At 63.2% G+C, this 13,110-nt stretch carries 11 protein-coding genes; all 11 read right to left on the bottom strand.

Annotation, left to right across the window (positions count from 1 at the left end; all coding sequences use genetic code 11):
• Positions 1-792 carry a ChbG/HpnK family deacetylase gene (locus CAF87_RS23050; protein ID WP_085733263.1) on the bottom strand — a complete coding sequence of 264 codons (792 nt, stop codon included), beginning with the start codon at positions 790-792 and terminating at the stop codon, positions 1-3.
• Entirely contained in the window at positions 764-1,951 is a 1,188-nt protein-coding gene (locus CAF87_RS23045) for a GNAT family N-acetyltransferase (protein WP_085733211.1), read from the bottom strand. The genes CAF87_RS23050 and CAF87_RS23045 overlap by 29 nt, the downstream gene beginning before the upstream one ends.
• Before the next feature lie 4 nt (positions 1,952-1,955).
• Positions 1,956-2,645 carry an N-acetyltransferase gene (locus CAF87_RS23040; protein WP_085733210.1) on the bottom strand — a complete coding sequence of 230 codons (690 nt, stop codon included), beginning with the start codon at positions 2,643-2,645 and terminating at the stop codon, positions 1,956-1,958.
• Between the two features lie 71 nt (positions 2,646-2,716).
• Positions 2,717-4,636 (bottom strand): hypothetical protein, encoded by a 1,920-nt coding sequence (locus CAF87_RS23035; RefSeq protein WP_085733209.1) that lies wholly within the window; start codon positions 4,634-4,636, stop codon positions 2,717-2,719.
• On the bottom strand, positions 4,633-5,952 hold the full coding sequence (locus CAF87_RS23030) for a lipopolysaccharide biosynthesis protein (RefSeq protein WP_085733262.1): 1,320 nt from the start codon (positions 5,950-5,952) through the stop codon (positions 4,633-4,635). Before CAF87_RS23030 ends, CAF87_RS23035 begins: the two co-directional genes overlap by 4 nt.
• A complete protein-coding gene (locus CAF87_RS23025) occupies positions 5,949-6,950 on the bottom strand; it encodes a polysaccharide deacetylase family protein (RefSeq protein WP_085733208.1) in 1,002 nt (333 codons plus the stop codon). The genes CAF87_RS23030 and CAF87_RS23025 overlap by 4 nt, the downstream gene beginning before the upstream one ends.
• A gap of 13 nt (positions 6,951-6,963) precedes the next feature.
• Positions 6,964-8,100, bottom strand: a complete 1,137-nt coding sequence (locus CAF87_RS23020; RefSeq protein ID WP_085733207.1) for a glycosyltransferase — start codon at positions 8,098-8,100, stop codon at positions 6,964-6,966.
• Positions 8,093-9,061 carry a glycosyltransferase gene (locus CAF87_RS23015; protein WP_085733206.1) on the bottom strand — a complete coding sequence of 323 codons (969 nt, stop codon included), beginning with the start codon at positions 9,059-9,061 and terminating at the stop codon, positions 8,093-8,095. Before CAF87_RS23015 ends, CAF87_RS23020 begins: the two co-directional genes overlap by 8 nt.
• Positions 9,058-10,428, bottom strand: a complete 1,371-nt coding sequence (locus CAF87_RS23010) for an O-antigen ligase (protein ID WP_085733205.1) — start codon at positions 10,426-10,428, stop codon at positions 9,058-9,060. Before CAF87_RS23010 ends, CAF87_RS23015 begins: the two co-directional genes overlap by 4 nt.
• Positions 10,425-11,519, bottom strand: a complete 1,095-nt coding sequence (locus CAF87_RS23005) for a glycosyltransferase family 4 protein (protein ID WP_085733204.1) — start codon at positions 11,517-11,519, stop codon at positions 10,425-10,427. Before CAF87_RS23005 ends, CAF87_RS23010 begins: the two co-directional genes overlap by 4 nt.
• Entirely contained in the window at positions 11,516-13,108 is a 1,593-nt protein-coding gene (locus CAF87_RS23000; protein ID WP_085733203.1) for a Wzz/FepE/Etk N-terminal domain-containing protein, read from the bottom strand. Before CAF87_RS23000 ends, CAF87_RS23005 begins: the two co-directional genes overlap by 4 nt.
• Positions 13,109-13,110: the final 2 nt, after the last annotated feature.

Raw genomic sequence — 13,110 nt, 5'->3', positions numbered from 1 at the left:
TCAATCGAGTGCCGCGGCACCGCGTAGAAAATCCTTGTTCAAATCGGCGTAGGAAACCCGTGGGATCCCCGGCAGCCGGCGCTCTAGCACGCGACTCAGGGACTCTCCGGGTTGTAGATAGGCGTCACCGAAATCAGCGCCGAGCTGATTCGGGTGGGCGACGATTTCCAGCACACCGTCGGTCGGCGCAGGCTCGTTGCGCAGGTCCACCGGGGTGCAGACGTAATCCGCTGTCACACCGGCCAGCCCTTGCAGACGACGGTTGAGCAAACCCTTGAAGAGGCGCTTCGGCAGGCTGAGGTTCTGTCCCAGGTTGCGTGCCAGTCGTACCGGCACACCTTGATGAGCGGCGAAGCGCGCGACGATCTCGCCGATCGGCCAGATGTTGTGCACGTGCTGATGTGAATCGATATGGCTCGGGCGCACGCCGTGATCGACACAGCGCTGCCACTGCGCCTGTAATTCCTCCTGCACCGCCTCGCGATCTGTTCGGCCGAGCCACAGGCTGTGCCGTGGCAGGCTGAGGTCGAATACGCCTTGGCTGTCGCAGAAAGTGCGACAAGCGAGAATCGCCTGACTCAATGGCCGGCCATACGTCAGGTTGAAGTGCAGGCCGACCCGACCTTCCAGTAAGTGATGACGAGCCATCGCGCAGGCCGCTTCGAAGGCTGGCATGTTGGCCATGGCCGTGGCGGAACTGATGACCCCGGCCTGGAACGCGCTGAAGATCACTGCGTTTTCGTTCGGGCTCAGGCCGAAATCGTCAGCGTTGACTATGACTTGGCGAGGCATGTTCGCCCTCCGTGGTGGGGTGGGTTGCCGGTTTTACGACGGACGCCGGTTTTGTCGTTACCTGCCGTGCGCGCCACTGCTGTAGCTTCGGTTTTAGCCGCTGCCAGAGGCGTAATCCCAGCCCCAGCAAAACACCGCTAGGCCGCCAGGAATAGAAACTCCAGCGCCAGTGTTCCAGTTGTCCGGTCATGCGTTCGTGCAATTGATGGCTGGAGTTTTCCAGGCTGACCCGCGAGGCGTCTATCCAGCGCCAGTGATCGTCCAGACCCCAGCGAATCCATTCCTCCAGCAACACCCGACCGCTGCCCAGATCGGCGTATTGCGGCAGAAAGGCGAGGTTGTAATCGTAGAGCCGGCCCTGTTCGAGCAAACCGAGCCGGTAGCTGATGCAACGACCGTCCAGCTCCAGCGTGACCACGCGCACCAGACCTTGGGCGGCGAGGGCGGTGAAGGCGCTTTCGATGCAGCGGCGGCTGCGTTCGCTGGCGAAGATGCCGACCCCTTCGTCGCCTTTCCAGCTCACCGCTTCAACTTCACTGATGGCCTGCAACAGTGGGCCCATGGTCAGGGCATCGGGAATGATCCGACGCACGACAGCGCCGCACGCAGCAATGCGTTTGCGCGCACGGCGCAGTTTGTAGCGCGGATCACCGGAGACTTCCTGAAGATCGGCGTCACTGATCAGGTGCACCGGAACCCGACAGCTCAAGCGTCGCTCACCAGTCGAACTGTGCGCCATCCATTCGGTGAGGGCGCTTTCTTCGCCCACCGGTTCAGACAGTTCGTTGAGTTGCAGCAACGCGTGAGGGATGCGCTGGCGGATGAGCAACAGCGCCTGGCGCAGGCTGTCGGCCTCAAGCACGGACAGCAGCGCCAGGCGATCTGCCAGCGGATAGCCGAGGTGATGCACCACGGCAAACGGTAGCCCGCCAAAGCGTTCACGACCGGCCACCAGCGGCAGGCACAGGCGCAATTCGTCCGCTTCCCAGCCCAGCAGAATGTGCAGATGCTCGTTCGCATCGAGTGTCTGCTCTGCCGCGATCAACCAGCCGAGGCTGTTGAACGGCGTGTGATCCGTCACCCGCAGGCGCAGCGCTTCATAAGCCGCTGCCGGGAAGTCAGGGGCGCACAACGAGGTGCGCCATTCGAATCGCGCCATAGGCTCAGGTCGCCGTTGCTGTGACAGAGGGACGGGAAGGTTTGCGCAACGCATCCAGCCGCGAGCCGCTGTAGCGGGTTTCGCGGTAGAAGCGCCAGCGAGCGAACAGGGTGTACACGTTCATGATCCGGCCCTGTTCGGTGTAGCCCATGCGCAGGTGCAGCTTGAGCGCCGGGATGTTGTGGAATTCGCAGACATCCACGACCTTGTCGCAGCCCTGGGCAGCCATGGCTTTCCACAGCTCCAGTTGCAGGTCCACCGACAGTTCGGTGCCCCAATAGGAACGGGTCAGCTCACCGCCGAATTCGAAGAACTCGCCGGGTTTCACCGGGAACATGCAGCCGTAATAGTGGCGGTCGAAATAGTCCCGGGCGCTGCCCCAGATGAAGGCCACCGCATCGCCGTGATCGTCAAGGTGCATGTGCCCGGTGTGACCTTCGTTGGCCAGCTCCGCCATGGTGCCGACGCGGTCACCAAAGTAGCGGGCGAAGGCGCTGGCGTTGTCGGGGGTGATCTTCACCACGCGCAGCGGCGGATACGGTTTGAGGCTGTGGGGCGGCACCGGGCTGACGAGGTCGCGCTCCATCCACAGCAGTTCCTGATGGGAAAAGACGTAGTGCTTCCACACCTTGGCCAGCGTGGCACGCAGGCCTTTTTGTTTAATGTGTTCGCTGATTTTTTTCACAACGTTCATGGTCGGTACTCCTGATGACGTGGCATCGCGCGGCAAGTGGCCTGCGCGGCAGGACATCAACGGGCGGTTCATCAAGTGCGCCAGCTCAGGGAAAACAGGGTCTGCCCCGGCAACTCGAAGCGCACGCGCCCGTCCTGGCAACGGAACGGCGCGTCGCGGCTGCGGTTGTCGGCGCCGAAGTAGCGCAGGGCGCCGTTGTTCAGCGGGCATTTGGCCCCCGCCAGATCGACACGCTGCAACCGCGTGCCCTTGTTCACACCCAGCAAGCCGCGCTGATCGTCGCCGGCCATCGCCAGCACATCGACTTCGAAGGCATCGTTTTCCAGCCACAACACCTTGTGCAGCCAGTGTTGCTGGATGAACTGCTGGGCCAGGCCCACCGGTTTCAGTTCGAAGTGTTGTTCATCCGCCGAGACGCGCAACATGCCTTTGGGGTATTCCGGTTCATCGGCGGCCTGGAACCAGTTGAGCATGGTCAGAAAGCCGTCCTGGGAGGCGTTGATCACCACCGAGGCCCACCACAATGAGGTGAAGTGGGTTTCCTGATCGTAGGGGCTCAGGCTTGAGCCGCTGGAGAGATTGGTCTGATCCAGCAGCAAGGCCTTGCGCGGCAGGCCCTTGGCATCGAGACCCACCAGATCGGCAGCGCGGCGCACGCTGTCGCGGTAGACGCGAGTGGCGAGCAGGTCGCGGATCATCCATTCGTGCCAGGCCAGTGCATCGACCTGATCGGCGGATTCACCCAGCAGGCGCCGGGCCCAGTCGATGCCGCGTTTGCTCGCCGCGTTGTCGGCGAACGGGCCGTTGACCAGTCGCGAACTGGCCGGCATCGCGATGCGCACACCGGCCCGGGCGTTGGCCGGATCGCTGCGCACCTGGCGCGCCATGCTGGTGAAGATCGAGCGGTATTGCTCGTAGCTCGAATAGTTGAGATTGGGCTCGTCGGCAAAGCCGATGTAGTGCGTGCCTTTGCCGCCAAGCAGGCGGGTGCTCGCAAGCCAGGCGTCGAGGCCGCCGTTGCTTTGCACGTCGGCGCGTAAATCAGCCTGACGCTGGCTGCCGGCGAGCAAAGTGATGTCCTGACGAATGCCGAAACGGTCCTGATAGACCTGGCGAAACGCATCTTCGAACTGCGGTTTTTTTGCCGTCACATCGACGAAGCTGTAGTAGCTGGCGGCCGTCGGCTTCAATGCATCGAGCGCCGCATGACTGGCGGGCGGCGGCATCACGTAGGGCAGGGCGATGCCCAGGTCGGGCGTGCGGCCGAGGACTTTGTCGTGCAGGGTCAGGCGGGTCTGGCCATCGTCTTCGCGCAGCGGTTTGAGCTGCTGCGGGTTCTGCGCGAACAGATTGGCCGTACCGTCGAGCCAGAACGCCGCTTTGCCGCTGCCTTGCAGACGCAGGCGCCAGACTTGTTCGCGGTCACTGACCGGCAATGCGACCTGATCGTATTGCCAATAGGCGCGATAAGGTTTCAGCGCCAGCGACAGCTGTTGGTTATCTCCGACCCGCTGCGCTTGCAGGGCGTTGACGCCACCGTGGAATTTGCCCGCGAGCACCGCGTGTTCACCCGGCGCAATCTTGAAAAACAGCTCATCGCCGTCACGGGTTTGCGCGCTGAAATGCACCTTGGCCGGGGCGAACAATGCGACGGTGTTTTCGTCGTGTTCGACCCGGTAATTACGAAAGCTGTAGCCGGGGATTTCCAGCTGATAACTCGCCGCGCCCGGTGCCAACGGCCAGCTCTGGCTGCCACGGGTTTCGCTGGCCTTGATGAAGCGCTCACCCTGCAATTTGCCTTGGCCGTCGAGCAGGTACAGGTGCTCTTCGTTGGCGTCCGCCTGCCACGCCGGCGCCCAGCGCACGGTCACGGTGTCGGGGCGATCCGCTTGCAGGTACAGGCTACCGTCGCGAATGTCACCCCAGCGCATCGACGCCGCGAAGGTGTCCAGCGACAGGCCGAGACCGAGCAGCAGGGCCAGGCTTTTCATGCGGATTTCCGTTGTAAAAAGCGACGCTGCAACATCAGCCACATCGGTGCGATGTCGGCGGGCAGGATGATCAGGGTTTGCCAGAGCGGTACGCTGCTCAGCCGGCAGTACAACACCAGCATTGCTACGGTCACTGCCAGATAGGCAATCGACGACGCCGCCGCTGCACCGACAATCCCGTAAGCCGGGATCAGCACCACGTTCAGCGCGAGGTTGAGCAAGGCACCGAGGCCCATCAGCAGCGATACGGTGCCGGGGCGATTCTTGCCCAGCAGGTCCAGCCGCAGAATGCTCGCATAGCACAGGCCCAGCAGACCCGGCAGCAACGCCAGCAGCGCCGGATACGCCGGTTGATAGGCGACGCCGAACAGGGTCACGATCAGCCATTCGCCGATCACGGCCATGATCAGGCAGGCGCCGAGCATCACCGTGGCGGTCAGGCGCAGGGCCAGCGGAGTGACCTTGTCCATGCCTTCGTCCTGTTGCAGCAGGCGTTTCATCAGCGGTGTGGTCACGGCTTCCGGGACGATCAACAGCAGTTCGGCGGCGGCGCTGGCCATGGCGTAATGACCGAGCGCGGTACTGCCGAGCAGGGCGCCGATGAACAGGTAATCGGAGCGCAGGATGACTTGCTGGAACAGCAGATCCGGATGGCTGCGGGCGCTGTAGCGCAGCAGTTCGTTCTGGCTGGCGCGGTCCCATTGCAGCTGCAACGGTTGCGCGCGTTTGAGCCAGACCCAACCGGCCAGCACCACCAGGCTGATTCCCGCCAGCCAGCTGATCAACGCCGCTTCCAGGGCCGCTTCCTTCCACATCCAGAACAGCGCGAGAAACAACAACAGCGGCGCCAGGGACTCCACCAGACGCAAGGCGTTGAACGCGACCACGCCGCCGGACGCATTGTGCAACGTCAGCAAGCCGCTCTTAAGCACAGTCAACGGCACCGCCAGCAGCAACAGCCAGGCCAGAAGACCGAGTTGTACGGTGACGTCCAGTTCACTGCCGAACTCACGCACCAGCGCCACCACCAGCAACGTCAACAACCCCGCCAGCAAGCAGCCGAAGACCAGCACCTGAGCCAGCAGCAAGCCCATCGGCCGCTGCTTGGCGGCCTGGTAACCGACAGCGGAATTCAAGCCGCCGCTGGTGGCCGCGCTGATCAGGTCGGGCAGGGTGCTGAGCAGGGCGAACAGCCCGCGTTCACTGGGGCCGAGGATTCGCGCCAGTAATACGTTCCTCAGGAGGCGCAGGGCAATCATCGCCAGTTTGGTGCCCATGCTCAGCGCCAAGTGCTTGAGGTAACTGCTTCGACTCATGGTCGCGCCCCGCGAAAGATCCGCCACGACAGTAGTTCCGGGTTACGCGCGGTACGCTGGCTGACGCCGAAACGCGGCAGGTTCAGCGGATCCCCCGCGCCGCGATAGATCCCGGTGCCGGTGCCGAGGGCGAACGGATAATCGTGGCTGGCAATCTGCTCGCGCACCCGTGCGTCGTTGTCGCCGTTGGGGTAGCAGTACACCGGCAATGGCCGGTTGCAACCGTTGTTCAGGGCGTCGCGGCTGCGGCTGATTTCTTCGCTCAGGCGTACGTCGTCGAGTTGGGTCAGGATCGCGTGACTCGCACCGTGAGGACCGAAACGCACCAGCCCCGAAGCTTCCATCGCCCGTACTTGATGCCAGTCCAGCGCCTGGGGCAGTGACTCTGGCGGGCATTCGTTGGTCAGGCGTTCGAGGATCGAAGGGTCGCTGCTCTTCAAGCCTTGCAGATAGTGCAGCAACGTCAGGCTGCGACGATCCACGTCGATGTCGTCCATCAGCACCGGCAATGGGTGGTGGAGCGCCTGCAGACAATCGATCAGGTGCATGCGCGGTTTTTCGCCGTGGCTGCCCCACAGGGTTTCACCGATGCTTTCCCACCAGAAGCGCTGGCGGCTGCCGATGAAATCCGTGGAGAGGAAAATGCTCGCTGGCACCTGATGCTTTTGCAGCAGCGGAAAGGCGTTGGCCGCGTTGTCGCGCCAGCCGTCATCGAAGGTCAGCGCCACTTGCGGGCGCTCGCGGCGCAGGGCGTTGGGCTGGAGGATTTCCATCAGCGGCACGCAGTCGAAATGCCTGCGCAGCCATACCAGCAGATGCTCGAAGGCTTTCGGGCCGACGCACAGTTCGTTGCGATGCGGCAGGTCGGCGGCGCGGTCGTTGGACAGTACCCGGTGCAACATCAGGATCACGCCTGCGCCGTGCAATTGGTTTCGCCCCACGGACGAGTTGAGATAGAGCCAGCCACTGGTGCGTTTTATCAGTTGTTTGATCGCCATGGCTTGAGCCCTCTCAACGGTTTTGGTCAGGGTTCCACTGGGCGTAACGCTGGCCGCGCAAGAACTGCCACAGGCCGATGCTCATGCCCGCCAACGTCACCAGCAGGAATGCCGCAAGGCGGAACGGTTTGGGTAAGCGGTGTTGCGAATCCAGCAGACCGGCAATCGCAATGGCGTAGCCGATCAGTTGCGCGATCAGACTCAGGCGATAGAAACCATGGTCGTCCCACAGCCAGAAATTGCTCAGCAACAGAGGCAGCAAAAGAATCGGCGCCAACCGCCGAATCAGCTTGTGGCTGATCAGCGCAATCGAATACAGCCCGTGCTTGAGCGGATTGAGCAGTTCGCTGCGCTGGGCCAGGCTTTGCAGGCCGCCAACGGTGACCCGCTGGCGCCGGCGGAATTGTTTGTCCGCTTCATCGACGCCGTGGTCGATCACTTGTGCTTCGGGTACGTAGACGATGCGTTTGTATTTCACCGGCGCGCAGGTGCTGATGAAGAAGTCATCGTTGACCTCGGCCGGCACGTCCTCGAACAGTTCCCGGCGCAGGGCGAGCAACGCGCCATCGGCGGAGACCATGCAACCGGTGCGGTTCTCGACCCGGCGCAGCCAGCCTTCGTAATGCCGGTACAGGCTGTCGCCGACACTCAAACCACCACCGGTGACCGGAATCACCATGTGCCCGGCGCAGGCGCCGACCTGCGGATCGCTGAGCGGCGCGAGCAGGTAGCCGAGGGTTTCCCGCGACCATTGGTTGTCGGCATCGGTGAACACCAGAATGTCGCCCGTGGCCAGGGCCACACCGGCATTGAGTGTCGCGGCCTTGCCCTGACGCGGCAGGTCGAGCACGGTGATCCGTGGGTCTACGACCTTTTGCGCGCAAGCCACCGTGTCGTCGCTGGAACCGTCGCTGGCCAGAATGATTTGCAGGGTGGCCGGCTGATAATCCTGGGACAGCAGCGAACGCAGCTTGTGTTCGATATGCCGCGCCTCGTTGTGCGCGGCAATCACGATGCTGATATTCAGCGGCGGCGCCGGGCTGTGACGCCACGCCGGGAGCAGCGGCGCCAGCAGCGTCAGTAGCAGGGGGTAGCCGACGTAGGCGTACACCGGCAGCAACAGGCACATCCAGAAAATGAACTCAGCCACGGGCAGGCCTCCTGGCGTTCCAATGACACAGACTGAGAATGAACGCCGCGCCGGCCAGGTGCAGCCGTACCCAATGCAGCCCCCACAGTTGCAGGGTCAGGCCGATATCGTGCTGGCGGTGACTCTGACGGATGCTGAGCACCAGCGCCGGGATCATGGTGATGGTCACCATGACGGCGGCGTGATGGGGGAAACCATTGAGCAGCGCGGAAATCGCCAGCAGGTCCAGCAGCCACGCCGCCAGCGACAAAAGCGGAAAGCGCAGCAGGCGCAAACTCAAACCGTGAGTGCGCAGCAGTTGCAGATGACTGCCCTGACGCCACATTTCCTTGCCCATCCATTCGCGCCAGTTCATTTCGTAGCCCCAGTGCAGGGCCACGGACTCGTTGACCGACAGCAGCCGCGCGCCCTGTTTGCTCTGGCGCAGGGTGAACTCCTTGTCTTCGCCGGTGCGCAGGGATTCGTTGAACCCGCCGACCTTGTCGAACCAGCGCCGATGCATCAGCAGGTTGGAGCTGGGCAACCAGTCCACGGCATGGGCGGTATGGCTGGTCGGGCGCAGGGTGCGGCGTTGCCAGGCCACGGCGTACCACGGTGCAGAGGCGGGGGTGTGCAGGTCCAGCCCGAACACGTCGGCGTGGCCTTCGGCTTCGAGGGCGAACAACCCGGTCAGCCAGTCTTCGGGCATCTCGATGTCGGCATCGATGAACGCCAGCCAGTCACCGGTGGCGACGGCGGTGCCGCGATTGCGCAGGGCGCCGATCAATACGCCCGGCACCACCAGCACTTGCGCGCCGAACTGGCGGGCGATCTGCGGGCCGTCATCGCTGGAGCCGTTATCGACCACGATCAGTTCGCACTCGACATTGGCCGCATGGGCGGCTTTTTGCGCCGCCAGCAGGGTGCGGCCGATGTGGCGGCCCTCGTTGTACATCGGGATGACGACACTGATCCGGCTCATGCCCTGGTCTCCACCAACGGTGCTTGCTCGGCCTTCAGGCGCAGGACGCTGGTGAGCGCGAGCATGATCCACACGTACTTCTGGTTCGGTGCACTGAGGAACATCAGGAACAGGGTCAGCGACAGGAAACCCACCCCCAGGTGGGTCATCATGTCGGCCTGCTCCCAGTCGCGGCGCTGCATCCAGGCGCGGCGTGCGCGGATCAGGTTGTACAGACCCAGCGCGAGCATGCCGACGAACAGGAGGCCAGCGGGAATCCCCAGTTCGCTGAAGATTTCCAGGTAGGTGTTGTGGGCCCGACGGTACAGGTCACCGATCTTGCGGTTGGCGGAAAACGCCTTGGCGTAACCGGTGGTGGCGTAATGCAGGGGAAAGGTGCCGGGGCCGGAGCCGAGCAACGGGTTCTCGCGGATCATCTGGCTGCCGACCACGATGTACGAAGCGCGGCGGCCCAGGGATTCGTCATCGTGGCCCCGGGCGCCGGCGCTGAGCACGCTCAGCGACTGGATACGCGCCAGATAGCCGGCAGGCATCGCATAGATCGCCAGTGGAATCACAATCGCCGCGCCGAGCATGGCGAAGCCCAGATGCCGTGGGCGGATGCGTGTCAGTTGCGCGCGGTAATGCCAGCAACCGATCACCAGACTCAACGCCAGCACCACCAACCCGGAGCGCGATTCGGTCTTGGTCATGCCGCCGAGCAGCAGCAGGCAGCAACCGCCCCAGAACCAACGGTGCAACAGGTTCGGGCTGCGAATGATCAGCAGCAGGCCCAGCGGCACGGCAAAGGCGATCAGCATGGCAAAGGCGTTCGGGTCTTCGAGCAGACCGGCGGCGCGGCCCTGATCCTGGAATTTGGTCGAAAACATCGCCATCGCACAGGTGGCGCTGACGGCCAGTGTCACCAGACGGGCGAACAGGTCGAGGTTCAACTCGCGACCGATCAGCAAGGTGATGACGAACAGGATCAGACCGACGCTGAGTTCACGCAGATGACCCAGGGACATGCCCATGTCATCGGTGTTGAGCAGACTCAGGAAGTACAGAACCATGAACCAGATCAGGTAACGCCAGATGTTGCTGCGCAGGCGCTCCGCCGGAATCTGGTGCATCGCCAGTTGCAGCATCAGGATCACTGCCAGCGACGCGCCGATCAGCTTGCTGCCCGACAGCGAGCTGTCCTTGAAGAAACCCTCGAACGGCACTAGCGCGGCGATGCCGAGCAGGCCCCAGGTCGGCTTACGGTAGAGCAGGGCGAACCCCACCAGACCAAGCACCGCTCCCGGCGCAAGATAGGGCCAGGGACTGGCCAGCAAGGCGATGCAGACCAGACCCAGCAAGCTGACGATCGAGAGCGGGAAAATCATGCGCGTGCCTCCCGTGCCGTGCGGATGTACAGCTGCGACCAGCGTTCGGCCAGGGCCTTGAGGTCGTAGCGGTCCTGTTGCGTGCGTTTTGCGTTGTCGCGCAGCTTGCGCGCCAGCGCGGGTTGGCTCAGCAGCGTGTCGAGCTGGCGGGCGAGGGCGCTGCTGTCGGCCGGCGCGGCGAGCAGGCCGTTGTGCCGGTGTTCCAGCACATCGGGAATCCCGCCGACCGCGAACGCCACCACTGGCACCCCGATCTGCATGGCCTCCAGCAGAATCATCGGCGTGCCCTCGGTGCGCGAGCTGATCACCAGCGCGTCGAGTTGCTGCCACCAGTGACGCATGTCGGTCTGATAACCCGGCAGACGAATGCGCTTTTGCAGCCCGGCGGCGTCGATTCGCGCCTCAAGTGCCTCGCGCTCCGGGCCGTCACCGAGCATCACCGCGTCGAGTTGCGGATGCTGATGACACAGCGGGATCAACGCATCGAGAAACAGATCCGGACCTTTTTCGCTGCTCAATCGTCCGACGTACCCGGCGAGCCAGCGCTGATGATCGACCTCCGGCATCCGTTCAGCGACTGCCGCCGGCAGACCGTTGGGGATCACCTGCAGCTTTTCCGCACGGACGCTGGCCTGGCGGTGCAGCACCGCAATGCTTTCGGCCACACAGACCACCCGGTCCACCGACGCGGTGCGGCACAGTTGCAGGCTCAGCCAGGTGTAGAACTTCTGCTTGCGGCTGCGCGGGGTGAAGCCGTGCTGGGTAATCACCAGCGGCAGGCGCAACAACGTGGCGCCGACCCAGCCGAACAGCAAGCCTTTGAAATTGTGGGTGTTGATCAACGGACGTTCCGCCCGGCGCTGACGCAGATGCCCGAGCAATGCGCCGAGCCCGGCGCAACCTTGGGCATCGACACCCGCCGCGCGAAAGCGCTCGATCAGTGCCGGCGGCGCATCGAGAAACAGCACCTGATGCTGCCCCGGTGTCGCCAGACAATGATCCAGCAACATCCGCTCGGCCCCATAGAAGCCACCACTGCTGAGCAAATGAATGATCGGCAGGGCGGCGTTCGGGGAGGACGGGGTGCTCAATTGCGCACCCAGTGCACGAAGCTTGGCACGGTCCAGTTCTTGTGTGGGTTACCCGGTTGAGTGCTCTGGTCGTTGATCACCAGCAGCACCGGCAGGCCCAGCTCGTGGCTGATTTGTGCCGGATGTTTGAAGCGGTGATCGAAGAACTCGCGCACATAGACCAGGGCAATCGCCAGCAGCAGACCGGTGAACAGGCCAAACGGGATGATCAGCAGCGGTTTGGGGAACGCCGCTTCGGTCGGCTCGAACGGCGGGCTCAGGACGCGGGCGTTGGACAGGTCGTCGTTCAGCGCCCGGGTGGTGCTGCTTTCGGCGAAGCGTTGGGCGTAGGTTGAGAACGCGGCGTGCAGGGCGTCGATTTCGGTGTCCATCTGCCGCAGTTTGCTTTGGGTCTGCTGCAGGTCATGGATGCGCGCCTTGAATTCGGCGATGCGCGCGGTTTTCTGATCGATCACCTGCTGAACCACGGCCAGGTCGTTGGTACGTTCCTGGATGCGGTTGCTCACCACTTTGAGGAACTGTTGACGGGTGCGGGCGATCTGTTCGCGGGTCAGCAGCATTGGCTCGCTGCCGGGCTGGAAGACCGCCAGATCATTCATGTAGCGGCTGACCTGAGTGGTCAGTTGCTCGCCCAGCTGTTTGATCTCCCGGTCTTCGAACGCCACGTTGTCGACGGTGGTGGTGAAGGTGTAGGGGAAGGTGTAGTCATTGAGCTTGTTGTTGCTGGCGGCGGCCAGGCTGGTTTTCAGGTATTCCAGCCAGCGCTGGCTTTGCAGCAGGCGATCCTGATACAGGTTCAGCGCCTGTTCTTCGGTGTTGATCGCGTTCAGGCGGAAGGTGATTTCTTCCTTCGGATCCGCCGCGCCGACACGTTCCAGCAAGGCCTGGCGATTGGCTTCCAGACCGTCGAGGCGCACTTGATACAGATGCTTTTTGGTCTCGTAGAAGGACTGCGGCAGGTCGATCGATTGCAGCGCCTGACGGCTGACCAGATAGTTCTGCAGCAGGGCGGCGACGAAGGTCGTGCCTTGGTGCGGATCCGGGAAGCTGTAGACGATCGAGATCACGTTGGAGCCGGGCAGGGTCTCGATCTTCAGGCTGTCGATGGCCTGTTGCGTCAGCCCGTCGAGCACGGTGTCACGCACCGGATCGGTCTCCAGCCCCAGCAGGTTGCGCAGCGGGTTGATCAGGTACTGACGCAGCGGCGAGGTGATGTAGCGCCGGAACGGATCGCCGATCAGCCGGGCAAACATCCCGGGGGGCGGGGTGTATTCACCCTTGTCCCGCAGTTCGCTGATGGTCTGACGGATCAGCGCCGGCGAACGCAGGATGTTGCTCTCGGTTTCCATGTCCGCCAGTGACGGCGGGATGAACGTGGCGTTGTCCACGGTCAGCGACGTGGTGGCGTCGCCCTGGGAGAGTTTTTTCGACTGCACGATCACCTGGGCGGTGATATCGAAGCTCTGTTTGAGCACCATCGGCAGCACCAGCGCGATCACTGCAAAGATCAGGAAGACACGCTTCACCAGCCGTTTGTTGGCGAAGAAGATCCTGAAGAACTCATGCAGGTAGTTTTCCTTTGGATTCATGT

The sequence above is a fragment of the Pseudomonas sp. R38(2017) genome (assembly GCF_002112395.1).
Lineage (GTDB): Bacteria > Pseudomonadota > Gammaproteobacteria > Pseudomonadales > Pseudomonadaceae > Aquipseudomonas.
The sequence above is the reverse complement of the archived record's forward strand: the minus strand, read 5'-3'. Positions and strand labels throughout refer to the sequence as shown.

What these genes read in the sequence shown, in the direction of transcription:
- CAF87_RS23040 (WP_085733210.1), bottom strand. Translation starts at nt 2,645, where the DNA reads ATGAACGTTGTGAAAAAAATCAGCGAACACATTAAACAAAAAGGCCTG.
- CAF87_RS23000 (WP_085733203.1), bottom strand. Translation starts at nt 13,108, where the DNA reads ATGAATCCAAAGGAAAACTACCTGCATGAGTTCTTCAGGATCTTCTTC.
- CAF87_RS23050 (WP_085733263.1), bottom strand. Translation starts at nt 792, where the DNA reads ATGCCTCGCCAAGTCATAGTCAACGCTGACGATTTCGGCCTGAGCCCG.
- CAF87_RS23030 (WP_085733262.1), bottom strand. Translation starts at nt 5,952, where the DNA reads ATGAGTCGAAGCAGTTACCTCAAGCACTTGGCGCTGAGCATGGGCACC.
- CAF87_RS23025 (WP_085733208.1), bottom strand. Translation starts at nt 6,950, where the DNA reads ATGGCGATCAAACAACTGATAAAACGCACCAGTGGCTGGCTCTATCTC.
- CAF87_RS23015 (WP_085733206.1), bottom strand. Translation starts at nt 9,061, where the DNA reads ATGAGCCGGATCAGTGTCGTCATCCCGATGTACAACGAGGGCCGCCAC.
- CAF87_RS23035 (WP_085733209.1), bottom strand. Translation starts at nt 4,636, where the DNA reads ATGAAAAGCCTGGCCCTGCTGCTCGGTCTCGGCCTGTCGCTGGACACC.
- CAF87_RS23010 (WP_085733205.1), bottom strand. Translation starts at nt 10,428, where the DNA reads ATGATTTTCCCGCTCTCGATCGTCAGCTTGCTGGGTCTGGTCTGCATC.
- CAF87_RS23045 (WP_085733211.1), bottom strand. Translation starts at nt 1,951, where the DNA reads ATGGCGCGATTCGAATGGCGCACCTCGTTGTGCGCCCCTGACTTCCCG.